Origin of the sequence: Shewanella sp. GutDb-MelDb (genome assembly GCF_002836075.1) — a bacterium.
Lineage (GTDB): Bacteria > Pseudomonadota > Gammaproteobacteria > Enterobacterales > Shewanellaceae > Shewanella.
The window spans coordinates 21,035-47,501 of the sequence record NZ_PJBM01000223.1; the positions used below are offsets into that span (position 1 = coordinate 21,035).

Annotated in this window: 21 protein-coding genes; 7 read left to right on the forward strand and 14 right to left on the reverse strand. The window is 44.8% G+C overall.

Annotation, left to right across the window (positions count from 1 at the left end):
- Positions 1-237: 237 nt before the first annotated feature.
- Positions 238-1,596: a sodium-dependent transporter gene (locus tag CXF82_RS11155; protein WP_102044203.1), complete on the forward strand. Its 1,359-nt coding sequence runs from the start codon at positions 238-240 to the stop codon at positions 1,594-1,596.
- A gap of 258 nt (positions 1,597-1,854) precedes the next feature.
- Here CXF82_RS11155 and CXF82_RS11160 read toward each other — a convergent pair whose 3' ends face one another.
- Entirely contained in the window at positions 1,855-2,331 is a 477-nt protein-coding gene (locus CXF82_RS11160; protein WP_180961034.1) for an energy transducer TonB, read from the reverse strand.
- A 665-nt stretch (positions 2,332-2,996) separates the two neighbouring features.
- Here CXF82_RS11160 and CXF82_RS11165 point away from each other — a divergent pair.
- Entirely contained in the window at positions 2,997-4,586 is a 1,590-nt protein-coding gene (locus CXF82_RS11165) for a methyl-accepting chemotaxis protein (protein ID WP_232775174.1), read from the forward strand.
- Positions 4,587-4,799: 213 nt separating this feature from the next.
- Here CXF82_RS11165 and CXF82_RS11170 read toward each other — a convergent pair whose 3' ends face one another.
- The 7 genes from CXF82_RS11170 to ilvC form a co-directional block, all read right to left on the reverse strand.
- A complete protein-coding gene (locus CXF82_RS11170) occupies positions 4,800-5,936 on the reverse strand; it encodes a pyridoxal-phosphate-dependent aminotransferase family protein (RefSeq protein WP_102044204.1) in 1,137 nt (378 codons plus the stop codon).
- A 297-nt stretch (positions 5,937-6,233) separates the two neighbouring features.
- Positions 6,234-7,784, reverse strand: a complete 1,551-nt coding sequence (gene ilvA, locus CXF82_RS11175) for a threonine ammonia-lyase, biosynthetic (protein ID WP_102044205.1) — start codon at positions 7,782-7,784, stop codon at positions 6,234-6,236.
- A 28-nt stretch (positions 7,785-7,812) separates the two neighbouring features.
- The gene (gene ilvD / locus CXF82_RS11180; RefSeq protein ID WP_101089409.1) at positions 7,813-9,660 is read right to left on the reverse strand and encodes a dihydroxy-acid dehydratase; all 1,848 of its coding nucleotides are present in this window, start codon (positions 9,658-9,660) and stop codon (positions 7,813-7,815) included.
- 339 nt (positions 9,661-9,999) lie between these two features.
- Positions 10,000-10,929: a branched-chain amino acid transaminase gene (locus CXF82_RS11185; protein ID WP_101089410.1), complete on the reverse strand. Its 930-nt coding sequence runs from the start codon at positions 10,927-10,929 to the stop codon at positions 10,000-10,002.
- A 4-nt stretch (positions 10,930-10,933) separates the two neighbouring features.
- Positions 10,934-11,200: an acetolactate synthase 2 small subunit gene (ilvM, locus tag CXF82_RS11190; RefSeq protein WP_101089411.1), complete on the reverse strand. Its 267-nt coding sequence runs from the start codon at positions 11,198-11,200 to the stop codon at positions 10,934-10,936.
- Complete coding sequence (gene ilvG, locus CXF82_RS11195; RefSeq protein WP_180961033.1) at positions 11,197-12,870, reverse strand: acetolactate synthase 2 catalytic subunit; 1,674 nt, start codon at positions 12,868-12,870, stop codon at positions 11,197-11,199. Before ilvG ends, ilvM begins: the two co-directional genes overlap by 4 nt.
- Before the next feature lie 558 nt (positions 12,871-13,428).
- A complete protein-coding gene (gene ilvC, locus CXF82_RS11205; protein WP_101089413.1) occupies positions 13,429-14,910 on the reverse strand; it encodes a ketol-acid reductoisomerase in 1,482 nt (493 codons plus the stop codon).
- 202 nt (positions 14,911-15,112) lie between these two features.
- Between ilvC and ilvY the strand changes: the two genes are divergently transcribed.
- Together ilvY and CXF82_RS11215 are read left to right on the forward strand one after the other, a co-directional pair.
- Entirely contained in the window at positions 15,113-15,985 is an 873-nt protein-coding gene (gene ilvY, locus CXF82_RS11210; protein ID WP_101089429.1) for an HTH-type transcriptional activator IlvY, read from the forward strand.
- An 88-nt stretch (positions 15,986-16,073) separates the two neighbouring features.
- Positions 16,074-16,895 (forward strand): GGDEF domain-containing protein, encoded by an 822-nt coding sequence (locus CXF82_RS11215; protein WP_101089414.1) that lies wholly within the window; start codon positions 16,074-16,076, stop codon positions 16,893-16,895.
- 302 nt (positions 16,896-17,197) lie between these two features.
- Here the strand turns inward: CXF82_RS11215 and CXF82_RS11220 are convergent, their stop codons facing one another.
- Complete coding sequence (locus CXF82_RS11220) at positions 17,198-18,124, reverse strand: LysR family transcriptional regulator (protein ID WP_101089415.1); 927 nt, start codon at positions 18,122-18,124, stop codon at positions 17,198-17,200.
- Between the two features lie 434 nt (positions 18,125-18,558).
- Here CXF82_RS11220 and CXF82_RS11225 point away from each other — a divergent pair, with 434 nt between their 5' ends.
- A complete protein-coding gene (locus tag CXF82_RS11225) occupies positions 18,559-18,990 on the forward strand; it encodes a GNAT family N-acetyltransferase (RefSeq protein WP_101089416.1) in 432 nt (143 codons plus the stop codon).
- Positions 18,987-19,262 (forward strand): hypothetical protein, encoded by a 276-nt coding sequence (locus CXF82_RS11230; RefSeq protein WP_102044206.1) that lies wholly within the window; start codon positions 18,987-18,989, stop codon positions 19,260-19,262. Before CXF82_RS11225 ends, CXF82_RS11230 begins: the two co-directional genes overlap by 4 nt.
- A gap of 143 nt (positions 19,263-19,405) precedes the next feature.
- On the opposite strand, the gene CXF82_RS22595 is transcribed toward CXF82_RS11230, so the two are convergent.
- The 5 genes from CXF82_RS22595 to CXF82_RS11250 all read right to left on the reverse strand — a co-directional run bounded on the left by CXF82_RS22595 (position 19,406) and on the right by CXF82_RS11250 (position 24,196).
- Positions 19,406-19,537 (reverse strand): hypothetical protein, encoded by a 132-nt coding sequence (locus CXF82_RS22595; protein WP_257982775.1) that lies wholly within the window; start codon positions 19,535-19,537, stop codon positions 19,406-19,408.
- Between the two features lie 194 nt (positions 19,538-19,731).
- Positions 19,732-20,541, reverse strand: coding sequence for a DUF4824 family protein (locus CXF82_RS11235; protein ID WP_102044207.1), 810 nt, complete (start codon positions 20,539-20,541; stop codon positions 19,732-19,734).
- The gene (locus CXF82_RS11240) at positions 20,541-21,617 is read right to left on the reverse strand and encodes a DUF2157 domain-containing protein (protein WP_102038774.1); all 1,077 of its coding nucleotides are present in this window, start codon (positions 21,615-21,617) and stop codon (positions 20,541-20,543) included. Before CXF82_RS11240 ends, CXF82_RS11235 begins: the two co-directional genes overlap by 1 nt.
- 322 nt (positions 21,618-21,939) lie before the next feature.
- Positions 21,940-22,968 carry a M48 family metallopeptidase gene (locus CXF82_RS11245; protein ID WP_102044208.1) on the reverse strand — a complete coding sequence of 343 codons (1,029 nt, stop codon included), beginning with the start codon at positions 22,966-22,968 and terminating at the stop codon, positions 21,940-21,942.
- A gap of 13 nt (positions 22,969-22,981) precedes the next feature.
- Positions 22,982-24,196 carry a YjgN family protein gene (locus tag CXF82_RS11250; RefSeq protein ID WP_102044209.1) on the reverse strand — a complete coding sequence of 405 codons (1,215 nt, stop codon included), beginning with the start codon at positions 24,194-24,196 and terminating at the stop codon, positions 22,982-22,984.
- Between the two features lie 635 nt (positions 24,197-24,831).
- Here CXF82_RS11250 and CXF82_RS11255 point away from each other — a divergent pair.
- Positions 24,832-26,361 carry a YifB family Mg chelatase-like AAA ATPase gene (locus CXF82_RS11255; RefSeq protein WP_102044210.1) on the forward strand — a complete coding sequence of 510 codons (1,530 nt, stop codon included), beginning with the start codon at positions 24,832-24,834 and terminating at the stop codon, positions 26,359-26,361.
- The last annotated feature ends 106 nt before the right edge of the window (positions 26,362-26,467 follow it).

Here is a 26,467-nt window from a genome sequence, read left to right on the forward strand (position 1 = left end):
ATTCGGTCGCACTTTTCTAATAAACCAATAAATGATTAAATTGCGCCACAAGGGCGGTAAACGCTCATCAACGCAAAATAAAATCGTCAATTTGTGAGTTTTAAGGCTTTAATCTTGGTTTTATGCAAAATTAAGATTAACTCTACTTGTATTACCGACATTAACGCCTATTGATTGCGTTGACCTACGTATTTAAAACTCTATCATGCGCGCTCTTTCATTGGTTCGAGATCATTTATGAGCACTGTAAAACAGGGGCATTTCAGCTCTAGAATTGGCTTTATCATGGCCGCTGCAGGCAGCGCTGTTGGCGTGGGTAATATTTGGGGTTTTCCTACGCAGGCAGCAACTCATGGTGGTGGCGCATTTTTACTGGTATATCTCATTTTGATCTTGCTGCTTGGTTACCCGATGTTACTTGCGGAGCTGATGATTGGTCGCCACGGTCAAACCAACCCGGCAGACGCCATGGCAAAAATCGCCAACAATCCTATGGCTAAAAAGATAGGTAAAACTATCGGTTTTATCTCCATTATTACCGCCACCCTCATCTGTACTTTTTACAGCATATTGTCAGGTTGGTTTGTGAGTTTCGCCCTCGCGCCAGTGGCACAAATGGCCAATCAGCAACAGGTATCGGCTTGGTTAATGGACTTTTCGCTTTCCCGCAATCTGGTGTTTACGCTGGTCTTTATCGCCATGGTCATTTTGGTTATTCGCCAAGGCGTGCAGCAAGGGATCGAGCGCTGGTCAAAACGATTAATGCCAATGTTATTGATTATTTTAGTCGCCGGGGTGGCTTACATATTAACGCAACCGGGTGCAATGCAAGGGCTTGAAGTATTACTCGTACCTGATTTTAGCCGAATATTTGAAGCCGACGTACTGGTTGGAGCCCTTGGACAAACCTTCTTCTCGCTCACCATAGGTACCGGTGCAATGATGGTTTACGGAGCCTATTTAAACCAAAATGAGGATCTCGGCAAGCTAACCGCTTATGTCACGTTAACCGACACCAGTGTTGCATTTTTAGCGGCATTAATGGTGATCCCAGCCATGTACGTTGCACAGCACAACGGCGTACAGATATTCGCAGAAGATGGCAGTTTGCTCAATTCAGACACCTTAGTGTTTACCGTATTACCCGCGCTATTTGATACATTAGGCGGTGTAAGTCAGTATCTACTCGCCATTATTTTCTTCATGTTGATGACCATTGCAGGCCTCACCTCTGCTATCTCTATTGTTGAGGTTCCCACCAGCTACATAGTAGAGAAAACATCACTAGGCCGCGATAAAGCAACGCTATTGGTTGGTGCCCTTATCGCTGTGTTATCTATGGTGGTGGTGTTTAACTTCAACACCCTATTTGGATTGATGATCACTTTAACCACCGAGCGAGCTCAGCCGTTAATCGCCTTAGGCATCGCCATCTTCTTGGGTTGGGTTTGGAGCCGTAACAAGTTGATTAACACCATTGCAGCGCAAGATGGAGTAAAAGCTGACAGCCTGTTTTGGAAGCTATGGCCAGTGTATGTCAAGTTCGTTTGCCCGCTGTTGATTATCGTCATTATCATGCAGTTGTTTACTAAATAGCATTTGTTAAGCCAACCATGACTAAGCCGTCTTTCACTCAGTGACTTATTACTCGAAAGCGATGCAGAGTTAGCATGAAAAATCCCCACTTAGGTGGGGATTTCTATTAAGCTTTACTACCACTAACTTAACCATGTCACTGCAGCAATTTTTTATATCGCTATTTTTATACTATTTTCATTTTACAGCTATTAAAGCAGCGATTAATTTAGTGAAAAAACTATTTTTATTTTTATTAATTAGCTTTTAAGAACAAGTTTATCCCGGCCGTCTGACTCGATAACCAATAGAATAAATAATATCTTCTCCACTACACTTACTATTTTCAAAATAGCTTTTTTCTGCACAATGACCATCTCCAGTCTCCAAGCAAAACTGAAATTGAGTACTGGTTTTAATCGGCTCTTGTATAATACCTTTCGATAATTCAGACCACTTCCATTGTTTTATACTTAATTTTGCTTGTTTAGCAAAGTACTTACTATTGGATGCGATTACTTTTATATCTCTAATTTCGTAATCTGGAGTGATGACATACTCTATTGAAGCGCAGCCCTCTTTTCCTTCTCTAGCAGTTTCAATGGGGTATTGAGGAGAAAAACGTTCTAGGCTTTCCCATTTTGTTGAGACCAATTCAGCTTCAATTAACTGTACATGTTGATACTGCTCTGTGGGTGCAGTCTTACAACCGGCTAAAACAAGTATCCCTACTATTCCTGAAATATATCGATTCATGCCAAACTCCTTTTGTATTCCTAACCGCTTATTCAATAGCAGCATGATAACGTCCTTGGCTGCTAGATTGACGTATCAAAATATCACTGTTAAGTAATTGTTGCAAAATAAATTTATCACGATAACCGTAAATAAAAATATCTTTACGAAGTCTATTAGTCAGTACGCAACAACTCTTCAGCTGCCATTAAACACTCATCTCCATCTAGGAGTCCGAATTAACAAACCTTATCTTCCCCGTTGGACATGTTCGCTTTCAGATGATTTCACCGCAGTGCTGAGGGATTAATTATTATAAAATCAAGGCGGGGACAAGAACTTTAGTAAAGCGCAACATTACATCCTAACAATTATGGCTCCAATGGCCTACGCATGTGCAGATATAACTGAGCCTTACTGCAAGTCAATCTAACCTCCATCAATGAAGATAAAGGAAGAAGCTACAATCTCGACCCACTTTTCAGCAGTGAGGGTGAGTTACAAATTAAAATCTATGTAACCATAAGCAACCCAATAAGCCTGATTGGTTAATACTTTACCCATCCCTTTACATGGTATTAATAATTGAGAACATCATCACAAGACTCAAAAAAACAATAAAGGTGAGTCTGATAAGTTACTAATAATTATTTTTTAATAAACAAGATGTTCTATGGTGCTGCAATGTGGAAACTCAGATAATTTTAGACAAAAATATTATGGAAAATCAGAATCAGCGACAATCAAAAGAAGTAACCTACCCAGATAGTTATAAAATTCTATCTACCACCGATCTTAATGGTTACATCACTCATGTGAACAAGGACTTCTTACAAACATGTGGTTATGAAAAGTCTGAGCTGGTCGGTAAACCTCATAATATTATTAGACATTCTGATATGCCCAAAGCAGCATTTAAAGATCTCTGGCAAACAGTTCAAGGTGGTCGTTCTTGGATGGGGCTGGTCAAAAATAAGTGCAAAGATGGCAGCTATTATTGGGTGAATGCTTTTGTCACACCGATAAGACATCAGGGAAAAGTCACCGAATACCAATCTGTAAGAACTAAACTAGAGCCATCACTAAAGGCGAGAGCTCAAGCCTGTTACGACGCCATTAATAGTGGTAAAAAAATTAAACCTAAAAATCGTCTCTCTATTGTTCAATCTTTAGGTCTTAGTTGGGCTATCTCATTGTTGATGATCTACTTAGCCACAATATCATCTATACCCGTTAGTCTGGGGTTAGGCGCTGTTGGTCTATTCAGTTTCTTTCTACCATTAAGACGGTTAAACACACGGCTTAATCATCTGATGACCATGAGTAAAAAGGTTCATGACTGCGCGCTAAATCAGGTCATTTATACTGGATATCAAGATGAATTATCCCACATTGAATTAAGCTTAAGAATGCAAAGAGCGGAGAGCCTAGCCATTTTAGGCCGAGTTAAGAACAGCTCTGAAGAGTTACAAGAGAGTATGGTGGAACATGATAAACAGAATAATTCCAATCAAATTCATCTAGTTGAGCAATCATCAAATCTTGAGCAGGTTGTTGTCGCCATTGGGCAGATGAATGAAGCAGTAACCGACATAGCAAAGAGTACCACCAGCTCCGCCGATGAAATTTCAACTTTGGTTGAAAAGATCGAAACCACTCAATCAGCATTGAAGACAAGCCAAACAACCACCTCTGAGATCACTGGGTTGTTGTCGGAGTCACATCAGTCAATTTCAGAGCTCGAATTACAGTGTGTAAAAGTAAAGTCGGTATTGGAAGTGATTGATAGCCTAGCCCAGCAGACAAACCTGCTGGCACTCAATGCGGCAATTGAAGCAGCACGCGCGGGTGAAGCTGGACGGGGTTTTGCGGTAGTTGCCGATGAGGTTAGAAGCTTGGCTAATCACTCTCAAACATCCGCCCATGAGATCCAGTCAATCATCGATACACTAAGCAAGACAACGGCACAAGCTGTCAGTCAAATGGAACAGAGTCACGAGTTGACTGAAAAAAGTGTTGAATCAAATCAGATATTATCTGACAGCTTGCAATCTGTTAGCGATGGTCTGCATCTGATGGAAGCCAACGGCGAACAGATAGCAGTTTGTGCTGAAGAGCAATCAACTGTCATTAATCAAGTTTACGCTAATGCGATGGATCTTAAATCGAGCACGAATATGTTCATAAAAAATTGTGAACATGCAGCAAGCTGCAGCAAAGAGGTTACGGCGCAAAGTGGTAGGCTATTGGAGTTGGTAGTACAGTTTGATCACTAACAAAGAAGAAGTCGCTACTTATTACCACACCTTGATTCAGAGACAAGTATTGAAGCCTTCATCCATATTGAACGGGTGGTTTTTTCTCAACATTGAATAAAAACATCTACCTATAAAAAGGCCAGTCACTAATGTGGCTGGCCTTAATTAAACACTATTGATAAGCGCTACGATGATGACATCGTTAACTCGAAAACCTAAAAAGTTCGCGAGTTACGCCAGCACCTCTTCAAGTGCCTTGATACATAGCGCGACATTTTCACGACGGGCAGCATAGCCCATTAAACCAATGCGCCAAGCTTTGCCTGCCAAAGTGCCAAGCCCAGCCCCTATCTCTAGGTTATAGTTTTCCAATAGCTGCTTGCGTATTTTAGCGTCATCTATTCCTTCAGGAATATAGACCGCATTAAGCTGAGGTAATCGAACCGCTTCAGCAACCACAAACTTAAGGCCTAATCGCTGCAAACCATGGCGCAACACTTGATGCATATCAGCGTGTCTCTGCCACGCTTGCTCCAACCCTTCAAGCGACAACAGACGCAATGACTCATGTAATGCATACAGTGCATTAACAGGTGCCGTATGGTGATAGCTGCGTTTCCCGCCACTTTCACCAGTCCAATAGCCCATTACCAAGGTTTGATCGAGAAACCAACTCTGTACAGGCGTCGTACGGGCTTTCATTTTCTCAACTGCAGCAGGAGAAAATGACACCGGTGACAAACCAGGTACACAGGATAGACACTTTTGGCTACCTGAATAGATAGCATCAATGCCCCATTCATCGACCCGAAGCTCAACGCCACCGAGAGACGTCACCGCATCAACAATCGATAAACAATCATGTTGTTTTGCCAAAGCACATAAAGCTTTAGCGTCAGACAAGGCGCCAGTTGAGGTTTCTGCGTGTACAAAAGCAAGAAACTTAGCATCAGGATTGGCCGCAAGTGCGCTAGCAACGTCATCAACTGAGACCGCTTCGCCCCATTTATTATCAACCATTACCGCAACGCCACCGCAGCGCTCGACGTTTTGGCGCATACGCTCACCAAATACACCATTACGACAAACAATCACTTTTTCACCGCGCTCAAGCAGATTAACAAAACAGGTTTCCATGCCTGCGCTACCAGGTGCTGACACCGCTAGCGTCATCTCATTGGTAGTTTGAAATGCATATTGGATCAGCGCCTTTAACTCATCCATCATGCCAATGAATAAGGGATCAAGATGACCAATAGTGGGTTTAGCTTGTGCAGCCAAGACTTCTGGATAAACGTCTGAAGGCCCGGGTCCCATCAGCACTCTGCGCGGTGGATTAAACGTTTCAGTATAGGGTGCTATTAACATTATATTTCCTTAGAAACAAAGTACGTTGGTGTGGTTAAGATTGAACTGCCTTGCCTAAACAAAAGCCCTCCGCTGACCGCAGTTATTATTATTATTTTCTTTAAGACCATATTACAAAACGAGACTTAACTCTATAAGTCTGCGAGAGTTTTATAAAAAAAGGACGCTTTCGCGTCCTTTTTTTAACAAACCACTTCAAAATGCTAAATTCTGCATTTTGAGAAGGTTCAATTATGGTCATTATCTTCAGTCGAAAATGATAATTTCAACTACAAAATTTTATATAAAAACCGCAATCTAGGCACGGTTATCGAGAAATAACCGATACGCTGGACTCTGGGTTTCCTCTTGATAGATGAAACCAAGCTCAATTAAAAACTGCTGAAAAGCAAGATTATCACTCTCTGGCACTTCAAAGCCGGCTAACACTCTGCCATAGGCAGCACCATGGTTACGGTAATGAAATAAGCTGATGTTCCACTTACTTTGCAGTGTGGTCAAAAACTTAAACAGTGCACCTGGGTGCTCTGGGAATTCAAAGCTAAATAAACGCTCTTCGAGCGGCTCAGGAGGATGTCCGCCAACCATATAGCGCACATGCAACTTAGCCGTTTCATCCCGGGAGAGATCCTGTACCCCAAAACCTTCAGATTCGAGGTTAGCGATAATCTCATTAAGCTCGCTTTGCCCTTCGGATATGCGAATACCCGCAAAAACAACCGCCTTATTACGACTACTGAACCGATAGTTAAACTCAGTCATCACCCGCTTATCGAGTAGCTCACAAAAACGCAGGAAGATCCCTGGACGCTCAGGTACCGTTACCGCAAGAATGGCTTCTTTTTGCTCGCCAAGCTCACAGCGCTCCGATACATAACGCAGGCTATGAAAATTGACATTAGCGCCGCTTAATATGGCGCCGAGCTTCTCGCCTTTGCCATTACTACCCACATATTTTTTAAGTCCCGCTAACGACAATGCACCTGAAGGCTCAGCTATCGCACGCGTATCTTCAAAAATATCTTTTACCGCTGCGCAAATTTCATCAGAGGTCACGGTGATAACATCATCAACATACTCGCGCGCTACCCTAAAGGGCTCTGCACCAATTTGCTTCACCGCCACACCATCGGCAAACAAACCCACTTGCGGCAGTATCACTCGCTCACCCGCATCGAGTGCCGCTTTCAAGCAGGCAGAATCTTCAGGTTCAACGCCAATGATCTTCACTTGTGGCCGCACCGCTTTGTAATAAGCAGCAATACCCGCAATTAAGCCACCACCGCCCACAGGAACAAATACTACTTCAAGATCGCGCTGTTGCTGTACCATCTCCTGCGCCACTGTCCCTTGTCCGGCGATAACCGCTTCATCATCAAATGGGGCAACGTAGACGCGCCCTTCTGTTTTAGCCAGATTCTGTGCGTAAGCATTGGCTTGATCGAAAGCCTGCCCATGCAAAACAACATTGCCACCGAGTCGCCTTACCGCATCAACTTTAATATCGGGGGTGGTTTCAGGCATAACAATAACCGCGCTAATACCACGCGCAGCAGCAGACATTGCCACCCCTTGCGCATGATTACCCGCCGACGCGCATACTACGCCACACTCACACTCTTCTTTTGTGAGCTCCGCAATCTTGTTATAAGCACCACGCAGCTTAAAAGAGTGCACTGGCTGCATATCTTCACGTTTAAGAAATACTTGGCAGCCAAGACGTCCAGAGAGCTTATTTAGGCTAGAAAGCGGCGTCACTTTAGCGACATCATAAACAGAAGATAGCAATATCTTTTGCAAATAATAATGCGCTAAGTCCAATTGTGGTTTTGATGCTACAGCCAACATAAACTACCTCTTAAGCCCATTAAATCGATTAAACCAGTTTACTGGTATCACGCACAGCACCTTTGTCGGCACTGGTCGCTAATAATGCGTACGCCTTTAGCGCCATCGACACTTGTCTTACGCGTCCTATTGGCTTCCACGCATTGGCGCCTAACGCCTCCATCGCTGTGCGACGCGCGGCTAGTTCAACATCACTAATGGCCAGTTTTATTGAACGAGCAGGGATATCAATCTCAATCCTGTCACCGGTATTCACTAAAGCAATCGTGCCACCCGCTGCCGCTTCTGGTGATACATGTCCAATCGATAATCCCGATGTGCCACCAGAGAAACGACCATCGGTGATCAACGCACACTTGTCCCCTAGGCCACGAGATTTAAGGTAACTTGTTGGGTAAAGCATCTCTTGCATACCAGGCCCACCTTTAGGGCCCTCATAACGAATAACTACGACATCACCCGCAACGACTTCGCCGCCTAAGATAGCAGCAACGGCATCATCTTGGCTTTCATAGACGCGTGCGCTACCGATAAATTTGTGATTTTCCACTTCAACACCGGCGGTTTTAACAATACAGCCATCTACCGCGATGTTACCGGATAGAACAGCGAGTCCACCCTCTTGGCTAAAGGCAAATTCACGAGTACGAATACAGCCCTCTTCGCGGTCAATATCAACACTGTCCCAACGGCAACTTTGGCTAAAGGCTTTAGTCGTTGGAATACCTGCAGGACCCGCGGAGAAAAATTTATGTACTGCAGCATCTTTGCTTTGAGCGATATCATATTTTGCCAGTACTTCAGCAAGGTTTTTACCGGCAACATGATAAGCGTCATTGTGCAGTAGACCGGCACGATCGAGTTCACCCAAAATACCCATTACGCCACCGGCGCGATGCACATCTTCCATATGGTATTTCGGTGTAGACGGCGCAACCTTACACAGGTGCGGTACTAGGCGAGATAGTCGGTCGATATCAGCCATGGTGAAATCAACTTCCGCTTCACTTGCCGCGGCAACCAAATGCAATACCGTGTTGCTCGAACCGCCCATGGCGATATCAAGTGTCATGGCATTTTCAAACGCATTAAAGTTAGCAATATTACGTGGCAATGCTGACTCATCGTCATCTCGATAATAACGCGTCGCAAGATCCATAATACGGCGACCCGCTTCTAAGAACAGTTCACGACGATCAGAGTGAGTCGCCAACATTGAACCATTACCCGGCAATGACAAACCTAGCGCTTCGGTTAAGCAGTTCATTGAGTTAGCGGTAAACATGCCAGAACATGAGCCACATGTTGGGCAAGCACTTCGCTCAATTTGCTCGCTGTCGGCATCCGACACACGTTCATCGGCGCCCGCCACCATAGCATCAACTAAATCAAGCTTAATAATTTTGTCTGACAGCTTAGTCTTACCCGCTTCCATCGGGCCACCAGAGACGAAAATGACTGGAATATTCAGTCTAAGCGCCGCCATCAACATGCCAGGAGTAATTTTGTCGCAGTTAGAGATACACACTAGCGCGTCGGCGCAGTGTGCATTCACCATATACTCAACGCTGTCGGCAATCAGCTCACGTGATGGCAAGCTGTAAAGCATGCCGCCATGGCCCATTGCGATACCGTCATCAACAGCAATGGTGTTGAACTCTTTAGCAATACCGCCCGCCTCTTCGATTGCGCCAGCCACTAAAGAACCCATATTTTTAAGATGAACGTGACCCGGCACAAACTGAGTAAACGAGTTAGAGATAGCGATAATTGGTTTACCAAAATCGCCATCTTTTACACCCGTGGCGCGCCAAAGTGCACGTGCTCCGGCCATGTTACGACCTTCGGTACTGGTTGCTGAACGTAATTTTGGCATTGCTATAATCCTTATTTAAAGAAGGCTTTAGGTTCTAAAAGACCCACCCTGACCTTCTATTTTAATTCTTTAACCAAAGGCATTTGCCTCAGATTTATATAATTCGTCTTAGCTTTCCCGGCTTTCATCAGCAAAGCGTCCGGACGTTCCGTAATCCGTCAGCGAAGCGTTCACCCGGCTTCTAACCGGCTCTAAGTCTGCTTCTAACCCGCTCTTACCGTCTTCTAACCGTCTTTAAATCTGCTTCCAACCCGCTCTTAATCGGCTTCTAACCGGCTCTAAGTCTGCTTCCAACCCGTTCTTAACCGGCTTTTAATCGTCTCTTAATCTGCTTCTAACCTATTTTTTCAACGGTTCTAACCAACCCCATTTATCTTCAGTTTGACCATTAAACAGACCAAAGAAACTCGCTTGAACTATTTTAGTGATGTCACCGCGCTTACCGTTGCCCACTTCGATGCGATCAACGCTGCGTACTGGAACAATCTCTGCTGCGGTGCCCGTCATAAAAATTTCGTCAGCCAAATAGAGAAATTCGCGAGACATGTTCTCTTCCACGACTTCATAGCCATTATCTCGGGCCAGAGTGATAATGGAATCGCGGGTTAACCCCATCAGAATAGCGGCAGTAGCGGGTGGTGTGTAGATTTTATTCTTCTTCACCACAAAAATATTTGCCCCCGCAGCTTCACTGACCAGACCGTTGGTGTCTAGTGCAATACCTTCATCAAAACCGTTACGCTTAGCTTCGGTAGAAATCAGTAGTGATGACAAATAATTGCCACCCGCTTTGGCGCCAGTAGGGATGGTATTTGGCGCTAAACGATTCCAAGAGGTGATTGCAACATCAACACCGGCATCCATACTGTCTTCACCTAGATAGGCGCCCCAAGGAAAAGCTGCCACTAATACATCGCACTGCGCATCTTTGGGGGGCGTAATGCCCATGCCGACATCACCGTAAAAAGCTAACGGGCGAATATAGGCGCTGGATAAACCGTTATCTAACACCGCATCACGACACGCTTGCATCAACTCATCAAAGCAATAAGGAATAGGCATGCGATAGATTTTTGCTGAATCAAACAAACGCTGTATATGCTCGGTCAATCTAAAGCCCGCTGGCCCTGCGGGGGTATCGTAAATACGAATACCTTCAAACACCGACGTACCGTAATGCAAAGCATGCGACATGACATGCACCTTGGCATCACCCCAAGGCATCATTTCACCATTAAACCAAATTAACTCAGCTGTTTTAGCGGCCATATTCTTATCCTTTTGCAGATTCGGTAGTCTTGTTTGTTTGACTTGCCAACACTTGGCAGTCCAGTACATCAATTAACTTTTTTATTTGATTGGTTAACAAAGCAATCGCTCTGTCGCTTTGCACTGACATATCAATACTGGTGGTGTTATTTTCGTTGAGCTGCATCTGTAAACTAGTGACTTTAAAACCGCGATGACGGACGACGCGCAACACCCGCTCTAATACTTCCGGTTGCTGCTGCACATTAATTGCTACTGAGTAGTGGCTCATGTTTGCTTCTCCATCTCATCCATCATGTCTTGGTTTGACGCCCCTGGCGGGACTAATGGCCATACATTGTGCGCATCATCTATCGACACGTGCAGTAGGAATGGCCCTTCACTATTGAGCATTTCATCTAAGCCTGCTTCAACTTCGCTGGCCAAGGTAATGTTACGCCCAGGAATATCAAAGGCAGATGCCATTTTGACAAAGTCTGGGTTATCAGAAAGGTCAGTTTCGCTATAACGCTCTTCAAAGAATAGCTGCTGCCATTGCTTAACCATGCCTAACTTTTGATTATCGACTAGCAAAATTTTAACCGGTAAACGTCGGCGCTTGATGGTGGTAAGCTCTTGCACGTTCATCATAAATGAACCATCACCCGACACTGCCACCACCATAGCACTTGGTCGCGCGACTTTGGCGCCAATCGCGGCAGGCAAGCCAAAGCCCATAGTGCCAAGCCCGGAACTTGAAAGGTGATCTTCTGGGCGACGAAAATACATGTGCTGCGCCACCCACATTTGGTGCTGACCCACATCGCAAGAAACCACACTATCTTCAGGTAGTTTTTGCGCTAAACGATGCAACATTGCTGGGGCATAAATCAATTCACCTGGACGGTCATAACGCCATGGGTGTTGCTCTTTTAAATTTTTAACTGCGTCTTGCCACGCTTCAATCTGCATACTTTGACTCAATGCAGGTAGGATTTGACGCAAATCGCCTGCAATGGCCACTTCTGGCATTCTTAATTTGCCCAGCTCAGCGGCATCAATATCGAGGTGAAGCACTTTGGCATTTTCAGCAAACGAGGCTAAACGCCCTGTCACACGGTCATCAAAGCGCGCACCCACTACGATCAGTAAATCGCATTGTTGCACCGCTAGATTGGCCGCTTTGGAGCCATGCATGCCTAGCATGCCGAGGTAGCTCGGGGTGTCGTAACTGACGGCGCCGAGCCCTTTTAAGGTCGCCACCGATGGAATGCCCGTCGCGGCAATAAACTGTCTTAGCGGCTCAACTGCACTCGCCATGCCCACGCCGCCGCCCACATACAGCATGGGCCGTGAAGAGTGAGCCAGCAGTGCATTAGCAGCATCGATTTGGGTTTGAGTATGTTCTGGTTCTGGCATTACGGCTTGCAACGGCGTTTTGTAATCCACTAGCGCAATTTGAATATCTTTAGGTATATCGACTAAAACGGGGCCAGGGCGACCAGACGCTGCAATTTCAAATGCTTTATATAGCGTGGGCACTAACTCTTCAACATTGGTCACCATAAAGCTGTGCTTGGTACACGACAGTGACATGCCTAGTACATCAATCTCTTGGAACGCATCGGTACCGATAACGGCGGTGGAAACCTGACCGGTAATCGCGACCACAGGAACAGAATCGAGCAACGCATCTGCAAGTGAGGTAATAAGATTAGTGGCTCCGGGGCCTGAAGTGGCAAAGCAAACGCCAGTCTTGCCACTTGAACGAGCATAACCTACAGCAGCAAATGCGGCGCCCTGCTCATGGCGACTCAATAGATGTTCAACAGAACTGCCATACAAGGCATCATAGATCGGCATAATCGCACCGCCTGGATAACCAAACACCGTCTTTACCCCGTGTGCCGCGATGGTTTTTATTACTGCGTCGGCGCCCCGTATCATCTGCCCTTGTTCCATCTGTTCTTGCTCCACTACTCAATGTATCGATAACTTGGTTACGGCTTAATGGCGACACTCAATAATTTCAGCAGGCCTTTAAACGAAAAAACCCCCGTTCCTTTCGGCGCGGGGGTTGTTTGCAATCTTAAACCTAATTAGGTGTGTCGATTTAGCATGCGCGCCCCCCGCTGTGATTTAATAATCACGACGGTAATAATCACAATAATAATTTGGGCGGCTTGGCTAAACATACGTGACTCGTATTCCTAATTTGGGTCTTTGCTTAAATTCGGTATCGGTCTTCGTCGATCAGACCACTATTAAGATTTACCACAAAGCGAATAAAAAACACAATGAAAACTTTTGCATTATTAATAACATTCAAGCATTAGCCTTAGGTTTCCGGCTAGCAACTCGGTGTAAGAATAACTGACTGCCGCCTCTATTTATTGTCGCTAAGGTGTTAATTGTTAATGTTTTATTAAAAATACCTTACTAATCATCGGCTGCTTTACTCGGTGTTATTTCAGCATTGCCTGCCACTCGATTGAGTTACAGGCTCCGCTTCAGATAATATTAAGCTTCTTCAACAATGCGTTGCATTTCGGTCATGTAACCGCGAAGTTCTGCGCCGACGAACTCAACGGCAGTGTTACGGATCTCATCATTAACTTCGATAAGACGAAGATTATCAACACCGTTACTGGTCTCTTTTAAGCCAGCACCTAGGTATTCTGATGACATGCTTTCAACATAACCGCGTAACATAGGCACCGCTGCGTGGTTGAATAGGTAACAACCGTATTCAGCCGTATCAGAGATCACTATGTTCATTTCGTAAAGACGCTTGCGAGCAATGGTGTTAGCGATAAGTGGCGTTTCATGCAGTGACTCATAGTAAGCAGACTCTTCAACAATACCCGCGGCAACCATAGTATCGAACGCAAGCTCTACGCCCGCTTTGATCATCGCAACCAAGAAGATACCTTTATCGAAATATGCCTGCTCGTCAATTTGCTCATCACACTGTGGTGCATTTTCAAAAGCCGTTTCATTGGTTTCGCTGCGCCATTTAAGCAAATTAGCATCGTCGTTAGCCCAGTCTTCCATCATGGTTTTAGAAAACTCGCCACCGATGATATCGTCCATGTGCTTTTCGAATAATGGCTTAAGGATCTCTTTCAACTCCTCTGCCATTTCAAACGCTTTAATCTTAGCTGGGTTAGAGAGTCTATCCATCATATTGGTAATACCACCGTGCTTAAGTGCCTCGGTAGTGGTTTCCCAACCTTGCTGAATTAACTTAGCTGCGTAGCCTGGCTCTACGCCATCGGCAACCATCTTCTCGTAACCCAAAATTGCGCCAGTTTGTAACATGCCGCAAAGAATTGTTTGCTCACCCATAAGGTCAGACTTAACTTCAGCGATGAAAGAGGAGTGCAATACGCCCGCTCTGTCGCCGCCCGTTGCGCTTGCATACGCCTTAGCGATATCAAAACCTTCAGCCTTTGGATCGTTTTCTGGATGAACCGCAATCAGTGTTGGCACGCCAAAGCCACGCTTGTACTCTTCACGTACTTCAGTACCAGGGCACTTAGGGGCAACCATAATGACGGTGATATCTGGGCGAACCTGCATGCCCTCTTCAACAATGTTAAAGCCGTGCGAGTAAGACAATGTCGCACCTTGCTTCATTAACGGCATAATAGTGGTAACGGCATTAGTGTGCTGCTTGTCTGGCGTTAGGTTTAACACCAAGTCAGCATCAGGAATTAACTCTTCAATCGTGCCAACACGGAAACCGTTGCCGGTAGCTTTTTGATATGAATCACGCTTCTCGCTAATCGCTTGTGCACGCAGGGCAAAAGAGATGTTGAGCCCAGAGTCACGCATGTTCAAACCTTGGTTTAAACCTTGTGCACCACAACCTAGGATGACAATGTTCCACCCCTTGATATGGTTGCAGCCTTCGCTGAACTCGCTACGATCCATAAAGCGGCATTGAGCCAGCTGTTCTAATTGTTGACGCAAATTCAGAGAGTTAAAATAGTTAGCCATCTGATATACCACCTTGATTCTGGATGTTTAAACGGGCCTGCTCAGTTGCGAGCTAAGCTGTGATTGAACTCACTATAGCGCAAGCTTTTCATTGCCGAAAATGATATATTCGGAACATGATGTTGCGCTTTGTGCAACATGGAAAGATAGCGGTCTCTTAACCCTTGCGGCTAGCAAACGCGATACACAGAGGATGAACCATTTGGATATTCGCACCATCAAGCTCTACTTACATCTGTCTGATAGTTTGCATTTTGCGCGCACTGCGCAAGCGATGCATGTCAGCCCATCAACGCTAAGTCGTGCAATGCAAAGATTAGAAGCAGAGGTAGGTGCGCAGCTGTTTCAGCGTGATAATCGCAGCGTGACGTTAACGAGTGCCGGCGTGGAGTATCGTCATTTTGCCGAGTTAACCTTGGATCACTGGGGCAAACTCAAAACCAAGATCGACCCTAAACAGGATTTATTAAGAGGTCGACTTAATCTTTATTGCTCAGTGACCGCCGCCTATAGTCATCTGCCCGGCTTACTTGACCGCTTTAGGCGAGAGCATCCATTAGTCGAAATAGCATTAACCACAGGTGATGCGGCTAATGCCGTCAACGAAATTCGCAATAATCGCGCTGATATCGCCATTGCAGCGCTACCTGATCCTTTTCCAGAAAACCTGCATTTTGCCAAAATAGATGACGTGCCACTGTCTATCATCGCACCCACTTTTCGCTGCCAAGTGCAAGAGCTGTTGACCGAATCCTACATCCCATGGGATCGTCTACCGTTTATCGTGCCTGAACATGGACCGGGTCGTAAACGTATCGACAACTGGTTTAAAGCACTTGGCTTAACGCCCAATATTTATGCTCAAGTGTCAGGACAAGAGGCAATAACCTCTATGGTCGCGCTCGGCTGTGGCGTCAGTATCACTCCCGAAGTGGTGATTAATAACAGTCCAGTAAGAGACCGAATTCAATTACTGTCATCGCCAATAGCCATTCCGCCATTCGAACTAGGGTGTTGTTGTAAACTTAAACGCTTAGCAGAGCCAGTAATTCAAGCTTTTTTAGATGCCATCTAACGATTCTGCTCAAGTAAGCACAAGTAATCTATACAAAAGAACAATCATCTCTACTACAATATAATGACCATTCCCTATAAAAATAACTATGAATACCATTGCGCTTACCTTGGTCTCTGTTGGTCTTCTAGGGCTATTACTCGCCCTATACCCAGCATTACAGATCTGTAATCAACCAAACTATCAACGTAATGGATGGCGCATTCTATTTGGAATGATCCTATTATTTATTATTGGATATTTAGGTTTTATCTGGATGTTATTTGATAGAGAAGCGAATAACCTAGAAATGATTGTCGCGGTAATATTTTTTGCAGGAGGCGGCTTTGTACTAACAATTATAAAAATGAGTAACAGTACTATAGGCGAATTACTGCTTACCCTAAAAGAGAAACACCATCAAGCACACCATGATGCGCTAACAGGCTTACCGAACCGTATCCAGTTTTATGAAACACTTGAACGGCTCACGATTGATACCAATATACCAACCTGCTGCATGATGATGGATGTCAATAATTTTAAAGTCATCAATGACACATACGGCCATGCATTTGGCGATTATGTACTGCAAGAAATAGCAAAACGTATTTTTGATGCTGTCCCCTCTGGAAATTTAGTCGCTCGCATTGGAGGCGATGAATTTACGGTCATACTCCCCAATAGCAACGCTGATGATGCCGTTAAAGTTGCCCAAGCGATTCAACAAAGCTTCCTAAGTGAGATCGTTTGTGACCCATTTCAACTTGTCGTAGGGATTAGTATTGGCATCGCCCAATACCCAATCCACGGAGAAAACAGAAAAGTCATTCTTAAATTTGCTGATATCGCCATGTATGAAGCCAAAAAGCGTGCAGATCACATTCAAGTTTTTCAAGATAATGCCGAACGACACAAAGTTAATGATTGATCACAAACAATCAAAAAGACTAGGGGCTTTTGATCTTTCACGGTTGTTTTTGCCGCAGTTTATTGGCTATTTTGACAAGGCGGAGGCTATGTCGTTTAGTTATTCTCTACAAATAGCCTACAACACCGTAAAAATAGCCAAGAAGCGCGGCCCTTAGGGTTCGTTTCAATAATTTTATTAATGCGTTACGAGCTTTTCGCTTAGCCAGCTAAGCATCATCGCTCAAGCCTTGTACTAAAACCATTGAATTCGAACAAAAACTAAGCTCGAAAGTTCAACAGCCCCTAGAAATAAGCCCCCTCTTAATCTTTCTCTTTTACGCCATTAATAATCAAATTACGCAGCCAACGGTGGCTGGGATCAAGATTAAAGTGCTTATGCCACACCAAAACATAGGCGCCGGGTTCAAGTTCAGTCGGCACGTCAAGCATCGTTAAGTCAAAGTCTGCTGCCATTTTAGTCGCATATTTTTTAGGCGCACATAAAATCAAATCACTGCTCTCACACAGGCCCATTGCACTATTAAAGTCAGTCATGTTAACCGCTATATCTCGATGCAAATACTTTAAACGCAATACATCATCCAACAGCCAGTGCTCAAGCCCGCCAAACGTAACCTGTAAATGACGATACTTTAGAAAAGTCTCTATATTCCAAGGCTCATTTAATAGCGGATGCTCATTTCTCACCAAACATACAGGATAGTCCCGGATCAATTCTGCATAGCCTAACTCTTCGGGTAAGTGATTCATATGTAACAAAGAACGGTTATCCCACTCGCGGCAAATAATGCCCATGTCAATTTCGCAGCGTAATAGCTTATCTAAGCTATCCAGTGACCATGTTTGACAATTGAGACTCACTTGTGGCGCTTGTTCAAGTAACTGAGGCATAAAGTAGGGAAATGTGAGCGAATAGGCAGTTTCAACCAAGTTGATTCGAAAACGGCGTCGGCTCTCGGCGGGTTCAAAGGTATTTGGACGAGTAAATTGATCTAGCCTTTGCAACACTTCGCGCAGCTCTGGGGCTAACTCTAATGCTCGTGGTGTTGCTTTTAGGCCATAAGCAGTGCGATCAAACAATTGATCATCGAAAGTTTCGCGTAACTTGCTCAACTGTTTACTGACCGCAGATTGACTCAGGTGCAGCCTCGACGCAGCAGCGGTAACACTTTGCTCTTCGAGCAACACCTCTAACACTCGCAATAAATTGAAATCTAGCTGTTTCACCCGTTACCTTCTCACATACCAAAACTGACTTGGCCTATGATAGTTTTTTTCAGGCATCAGCGGTGCTGTTTTCGAACATCAAAACAAATATAAGCACGATTATGAATACGCCATCCGCTCTCTAGTCCCGAGTCACGTTAGTTATCCACGGCGCCAGCGTCCTTTAATGTTGTCGATTTATTTAATGCATCTATGGCTCCAATGGCCTGCGTATATACAGATAGGGAAGAGTCTCACTGCTATTAGTCATTTTACAACAGTGACTTAAGAGTGATAAGTTAATCGGCGCAATCTAGCCAGATGGATCACGCCGCTAAGTGTTACGATCTCCAGAGCGGGTATATAGCGCTCACCATGGCACTTTTAACAGCACTCTCAACTACATGTTCCAGCATGTGATTGGAATGACTAACAAACGGACTTATAGGTCAAAAATGAAAATTGAAGTCATAAATAAAGAAGATAAGGCGGTTTTTGATACGCTTATCGAGGGGCTTAAACAGCACAAATACGAGCATATGGGGCCAGAAGAAACGGTCCCTCTTTCAGTCATCGCCCGAGATGAAGATGACAACATCATCGGCGGCGTTTCCGGACGAAGCATTTATCGAAACTTTCTCATCGAAGTGGTTTGGGTAAGTAAACAAGCAAGAGGCACAGGGCTTGGGCGTCAGTTAATGGATCAAGCAGAGATAGAAGCTAAAAAACGCGGATGTTTAACGGCGCAATTAGACACCTTATCTTTTCAAGCCCCTGTATTTTATAAAAAACTTGGTTTTGATATTGTCGGAACCGTCCCCGGATTTTCCGGCAGCCCAGAACGTTATTTTATGCTGAAGCAGTATTCAATGGAAGATAGCCAATGAAACCTTTTAAAAAACTAGAAACTAAAAACCTCGAATTAGTGTTAACCATTTCACGCCTGTTTCTCATCTTAGGAGCATTCGGAACGGCACTGATATTGGCAGTACTGATATTTACCATGTCTTTTATGAATACTATTGCTATGGGAGCGGTATATATGCAGTTTCTTCCTTACTGTTTCGTTTTAATCGTGACTGCTTGTTTACTCGCAGTATTGATTGCAATCGAAGAGTCTTATAGAAAGCGTAGCCTTACGCCTGAGCTAGAAAGCTAAAGATAGATCAACCTTGGCTGCCAATAGCTATGACCGGAATTGGCCATAGCTACATTAATACGGGGTTAGAACAGTGAAATAGTTTGGCGTTGGAGTCATCGCTGAAAGGCCAAGATTTATTAATTCTACTCTGCCCAAAAATTTTATTTAAAAAAAACGATCCCATCTTCAATTCCTACCGTATAGATAATCAAGTATGCATTAGCGTGGCAGTACAGCCCAAGTACATAAGCCTTTGAGGCTAACCAAGCTAATGATTGCTTAACCTTTTCCATCCTCCAAGTACCTTTACCCTCGGACCTCTGTTCGGGGGATTTTTTTGTCTGAAATAAAGCTAATTTTCGTCATTATTTCGCAACTCAATATATTTGTGGTGCCAATGTTTTGATCGCATGTGCAGACACTGCCGTATCTACACTCGATTTGAAAAGCGGGATCTTCTAGCACCAGAGTGTCTATTTAGTAAAGTCTACTCTGACCCCAATTGTTTGTTCGTCACGTTAGTTATCCATGGTTCCAAACGACTGCCCCATTTAATATCCACCGTATAACGCGGCGCAGTAATATCTTGGTAACCCAATCTGCTTAAGCCCGACAGATCCTCGGAATACTCCAGTGGCACCATAATGTTACTGACCAATAACTCTCTTAGTAATAAGCGGTAACTGTTGTTATTAACGTTGTAATAAGGCTTGGCTAGCCCCTTAACAAACAGCATATTATCTTGGCCAGAAAACTCAGCGGCTAAAGACTCATAGTCCAAGGCTGCTTTAACAAAAAATAGCCGACTATTGGTTAGCTTCTCCTTTTTCAAGCTAACAAGAGAGTCATCCTTTAAGCGAAGATTGTTCTCATTAGGCTGCTGGGTATAGGTTTCGAGTGCAGCCTGATAACGTAACTCTGCTTTGGTAATTTCAGCAGTGTGTAACGCTCCATCAAACTCTAATGCCCAATACAATTGACGTGACTGCGCGCCGTAGTACTCGTTGTCAGGCACCTCAAAACCAAGAGCTAACAACTGTGCTTGAGTCACCTCGGCCTCGTGTGAGTTATAGCCGTTGTAAGCGTTTTCAACCCTTGTTGCAGTGCGCCAATTCATACCAAGTAAAATGCCTGAATTCTCTTTATTCATGCCGCTGTTATAAGGTAAACCTAGCTCTCTTTCAGTCAGTGTTAACTCTGATGTCACCACGCCGATACGGTTATATGCCACACCACTTAGCGCTATGGCATTACTGCCAATAAGTATAACTAAACCAATCAATAAGGATTTTTTCATTACGTGGCTCCTTTGCTTAAGTCACTTAAACGAACTCGCTTAAACACCATCAGTGCCAGCAGGGCTGACAAGCCCAGAATGAAAAAGAATATATATTTCGGCATCCAATCCCACCACCAGTCAAAGAACTTGGTGTAGAGGAATAAAATAAAGAACACATTACCGGTATTGGTCACCTCGCCCCATTGGCGCTTAACCCCAAACCAAATAGCAGCCACCGAGAGCGCAAACCCTGTCAGTTGATAGCAGCCTTCTACCATCTCCGGTGACCAGCTTAAATAGCTTATTTCGCCCCAATTAGACAAGATTAGGATCGGTAGAAACAGCATGATCATTGCCATCACGTTATAAATCGAAGCGAAGCCACTGAAACGTCGATGATCGCTAAAATGGGGTAAGAGGAAGATAAGTAAACTAGGCAGTAGAAAGTTCTCTGGCCTTTCACCAAAGTTTATCCAATACATACCGGACCAACTGCCCACTTTCATCGCAATAAAACCACTGAGGCTGACGATGCCAAAGAACAGCAACAAGCGCGCATTACACGCATAAGCCAGCAAAAAGCTAAAAGCAGCCCACACAGCAAAGGCATTAGGTGACGGCGTAATATTAAATATCTGCCCCAACATAGAAAGGTTAAGCACAAAGCACGCAAGGCTTACCAAGGCGGCAATTTTTGAGTAATAAGCACTTTTCTCTGCTTGAGCCAGTTTCAATGACACTATGAACAGTAGGATGGGAGCTATCACTAAAATGCTGACTTGAACCGCAGTATTTAGGTAGCCCCAGAACTGATAGAACAGAAAGAAGATGCTGGTGGCCATTGCCAGCGCACCGAGCATGGAGGCAATTCTCATTCCTAAAGATAGCTGTTTAGATTGGCGACTAGTGTCAACATCATAGGTATCTGATAGGCGTTGCAATAATTGCTGGTGGTAGCCACTGAGCCTATTTTTCTGTTCAGCTGAAATTTCAATAACGTTATCATTTTCCAACTCATCCATCTCTTGTTGGAATGCATGAATTTGATCAACACGTTGCTGCGCATCACATTGAGAAAGCGAATTTTCTTCCATGGATTGATTCTCCTTAATCACACCTTATAGTGTCGTAATTGATAATAAAAACAACAAAAAATGGCCAATACAATGCATCTATCCTTTTTAGTCCGGACGCTCGGCTCTAGCAGTGATTAACGGTTCTAAAATGCAACCGACTCACCACTTTCACGTCGGTAACATCACAGCTGAGCTGCCGCAATAACAAGAATTTAAGTCGCATTTTTTATCCCTAAGACAGAGATTGCTATGTTTTGCTGATCACAAAAAAGCCTTTCATCAGAAAGGCTTTTATCTATCAATAAGCGGTCTTTAATAGAACCTTAAAGTAACATGTTCATTATTGGCTGCTGCCATGATGCTGCAGGCTTTCAATTCGTTCGGTTAACTCCGGGTGAGTACTCGCCCAACCAGGAATATCCAGCTCGTGCTCATTATGCAAAGCCTGGTAAAGCTGCACCAGCGATTCGGTGCTTTGATACCAGCTCTGTAAGTGCGTCGCCGCAAATTCATCAGCTTCGCGTTCGTGCTGACGCGAATAACTCAAGCTGGTGCCCAACACGGTAAAACTGACCAAGATGTCAGAGATCCCGCTGGTCTCGCCAACGATCAATGCTGCACTAATGGACAATATTGCTGACTGAACCAAATTAGTCAGAATATGCCGCTGCTGTACATGACCCAGCTCATGCAACATTACCGCCTCAAGTTGCGCATCATTCGTCGCCAGTTTGACCATTGCATCGGTCAAAATAACATGACCATCAACAAGCGCAAATGCGTTAGCCATCTCACCGGTTTGACGCAACATGAGTTTGGGCTGCTGCGAGAACCCCATCGCCTGACGGTCTAGCTTTCCGACCGTAGCGTTGAACATTCTCTGTAATTCAGCCTGCCTTTCTGGCGCTAATTCAGACTCCTTAAACCCCATATCATTGAGCATGTTCAAGCTATGCTCACCCACTTCGCGCTCAACCGATACTGGCAACATATGCGCAACAACCTTAGCAGCAGCAGGCACTGCGTAAACGAAAGTCGCATATCCCACAATGGCAGTAAACACGGTTGCCAGTATAATTAAACCAAGATTGCCCTCCAATTTTGCAATGAGAGGTTTTGGGCTATGCTCAGCAATCCAAGTATTAAGCCGCTGCGGTTCATTACAGACAAAAACAAAGCCACCATCAAAAGTAATGGTGCGAGCCATGCCTCCAATACTGCTACTCAGCAAAGTATGTTGTAACTGACATTGGCGACGACAACACTCACTGCTCAATGTCAGTTGTCCATGACTACCCAGCATTAAAGATGCTGGGTATTTGCTAGAGTTTTTAGGCGCAAGAACATGCCCATTAACCTGATGATTCACCTATTAGTCCTTATTAAATAATACCGAGATTAATATCAAACGCATCGGCGACTTCATCCGCAATAGCGGTACTGGTGTTGGCATTGTGATCATCGGCATTAAATTGGCTTAGATCACCTTCAACAGCCGTGACTGAAGCCATGTAACGAGCGGTGCGCACCGCCACCCACGCATGACCAAAGCCCAGAGTAAATAGAGTAATCAGTAAGTTGGTAAGGATAAGTCCAAAGAAGCTAGCCACCGTCATCGCTGACGCCAGCTGTAATTCACCATCAAGCTTGGTTTGGTTGAACAGATAATTTCGAGCGCGAACCCTGACATAAGCTGCCACAATGAAAATCAGCAATAAAAAGCCGAAGTAACCCGCAAAAATATACATCAGCATAGAGGGGTTATTCTGCAGCTCCTCACCGCTTGCTCCGCCAAAAGCTGCCATCAAGGTGCTAGCAATACCCGAGGCATACGCCACAGCCGCTAACCCGACCATTATCACGGCAAATATTACCGCAGCCGTTAATGCAATCTTTATGTATTCGCGCACTGCTAACTTAGCGCTAAATGCCTTACCACCATATCGGTAACCATTAACGATATATTGGCTAAAGCCCACTGTTACCCAGGCATACATCAATACACCAGCAGCGACAAAAAATAGCACTGCAAGCCCAATACCGACACTCATCATACTGTCAGATATCGCTTTAACACCAACAACAATGGCAGCCGTACCGCCGATGACAACCGCGTAAGCAATCAATGGTTTGAGTAACAGGCTAATATAAGCACCTGCGTAATCGCCCTGAAAATCGAAACGTACATTACGAAAACGCGTCACGCGGGCGTCGAAACGTGTATTACGCACCGCTAAGAAAGGCACAGCTATCATAAGCAATATTGCTGATACAATAGCCACGATGGGGTGAATACTATTTAAAACACTCCAAGCAATTAGGGCAAATATTGCGATGATACGCCCAATCAGTATTTGCATCGGTTTCGCTAAATACTCAAATCGATCGCCATCAAACTCGGTATTGCCATAAAAATAATTGTTGGTTCTGACTTTGGCCCATGCAGAGTAAATACCTAATGTGACGATACTCAGCAAGATATTAACGATCCAGATCCCGAAGAATTCAGACCCATTACCGTGAAATTTAAATTGAGATTTAGATTGAGATATTTTTTCTAGAGCGACACTGTTCGAGGATGAGTCAACTTGGCTCATGTTACTTTCCTTCCGTTGGAAATTGAGGTCACAATTAGAACCACAAATGCATAACAAATCAACAGCTTTGTAATTAATAAAGTAAATGTATCAAAAGAGTTCCCATCACTTAAACCACATTAAGTCATCCATTGCAGCCCAAAGCTAATTAGTCAGAATCAACCTCGATCGAGATTACCCCAGCAAGGCGTGAACAATTGGGGTCTGAACAATTGGGGTCAGTGTAAACTTTCTGCCCAATTTATTTCACTCTTTCACAACTCCAACATTAAACACTACTCATAAACCTAAGCACTCAACTCACAGACACCAATCTTCCCCGTTGGAAATTTCGCTTTTCAGAAATTTCGCCGGGGCGCTGAGGGATTGCCGAGGGGTACAAGCGCTTTACCCCTTGGCTCTGGTGTGGGCGAAGCGCCACGACCTTGGTCAAGCGCAGCTTGGTACTCTATTAGTTGTTAGACGCAGTCTAACGTTTAAGGTCAAGCGCAGCTTGATGCCTTTATCTGTAAACCCAAAATGAAACTCAAATCTAAAATAAATTCAAAACCCAAAAATTCATAACCTTAGCTAAACTTACCCCAGCCCACATTGGAATTTAGGACTATCCACCACTAAAACAAAAGGATTTGTTTATGGCACTCGCCTGTGTTGCAACCCGCGCAAGCTGCGGCGTCGACGCCCCTCTGGTCACCGTAGAAGTCCATTTAAGTAATGGCTTACCCGCCTTTTCATTAGTTGGACTCCCCGAAGCCTCCGTCAAAGAAGCAAAAGAACGCGTGCGCAGCGCGCTGATAAATGCGGGATTCGAGTTCCCAATGCGGCGCATTACCGTCAATTTAGCCCCAGCAGATCTGCCTAAACAGGGTGGCCGCTATGATCTGCCCATTGCGATTGGCATTCTCGCCGCCTCAAAACAGATCCCGCTCAAATCGATTGAACAACATGAATTTGTCGGTGAACTCGCCCTCTCTGGCCATGTGCGCTATTGCCAAGGAATACTGCCAGTGATTGTTGCGGCCAGCAAAGCAAACAACCGCATAATACTGCCGATTGATAATCGTGCCGATGCCGAATTGGTCGGTTTTGATAAAGTGTTTTTTGCTACTCATCTGCAATCATTAGCCGCTTACCTGCATGGACAGTCGGAGTTACCCAGCATCGATTTTGGCCTAGAATGGATAACGCCGACATCCAACACCGGCGAGCCCAGCAACAACTGCCTCAGCGAGGTGATTGGTCAACAACACGCTAAGCAAGCGCTAGAGATAGCGGCGGCGGGCAACCACAATTTGCTGATGCTCGGCCCACCAGGGACTGGCAAAACCATGTTGGCGAGTCGGATGATGCAGCTTTTACCGCCACTCAGTTATGAAGAGGCGCTTGAAGTTGCTTCAATCCACTCGGTTGCAGGACAAAATATGCAACGACAACAATTCTTTCAACGTCCTTTTAGAAGCCCGCACCATACAAGCTCAGCCATTTCATTGGTTGGCGGTGGTGCAATGCCAAAACCGGGCGAGATCTCCCTCGCCCATCGCGGGGTACTATTTTTAGATGAGGTGGCTGAGTTTCCTCGTAAAGTGCTCGATTGCCTGCGTGAGCCGATGGAGACTGGAGAAGTGAGTATTTCGCGAGCCGCGGCCAAGCTCAATTTTTTATGTCGATTTCAGCTGGTGGCCGCAATGAACCCGAGCCCCTGTGGCGATGTTAATAATGCCAGAGCGAGCAACGAGCAGATTATCCGTTACTTATCTAAACTTTCAGGGCCTTTTCTCGACCGTTTTGACTTAACCATTGATGTCCCTAAACTCCCTTTAGGCGCACTAAACAGTAGTAATACTCACGCAGAAACCAGTGCAACCATCGCCCAACGCGTACATGCAGCCAGAGAGGTTCAATTAGCACGTTCCGGCACACTCAACAGTGAACTAAGCGGTAAACAATTAAAGAATGAGGCTAGGTTTAGTGCGCCAGATCTGTTGTTTCTAGAGGAGAGTGTCAATCGATTAGGTTTATCGGTCCGCAGTTACCATCGACTGCAACGTGTCGCCCGCACGATTGCAGATCTGCAGCAGGAACAAGACGTATCGCGGGCCCATATTGCGCAAGCATTAGGTTACCGCGCCATAGACCGATTATTAACAAGCTTAAAACAGTACTAAGCTGAGTAATGCTTAACTGAATCATGCTTAGATCAACAAAGTGAGAATACAGCGACAACAGATAGGCTAAAACACTTTACTTGTTGGTTTTTTCGGCAAAAATTAA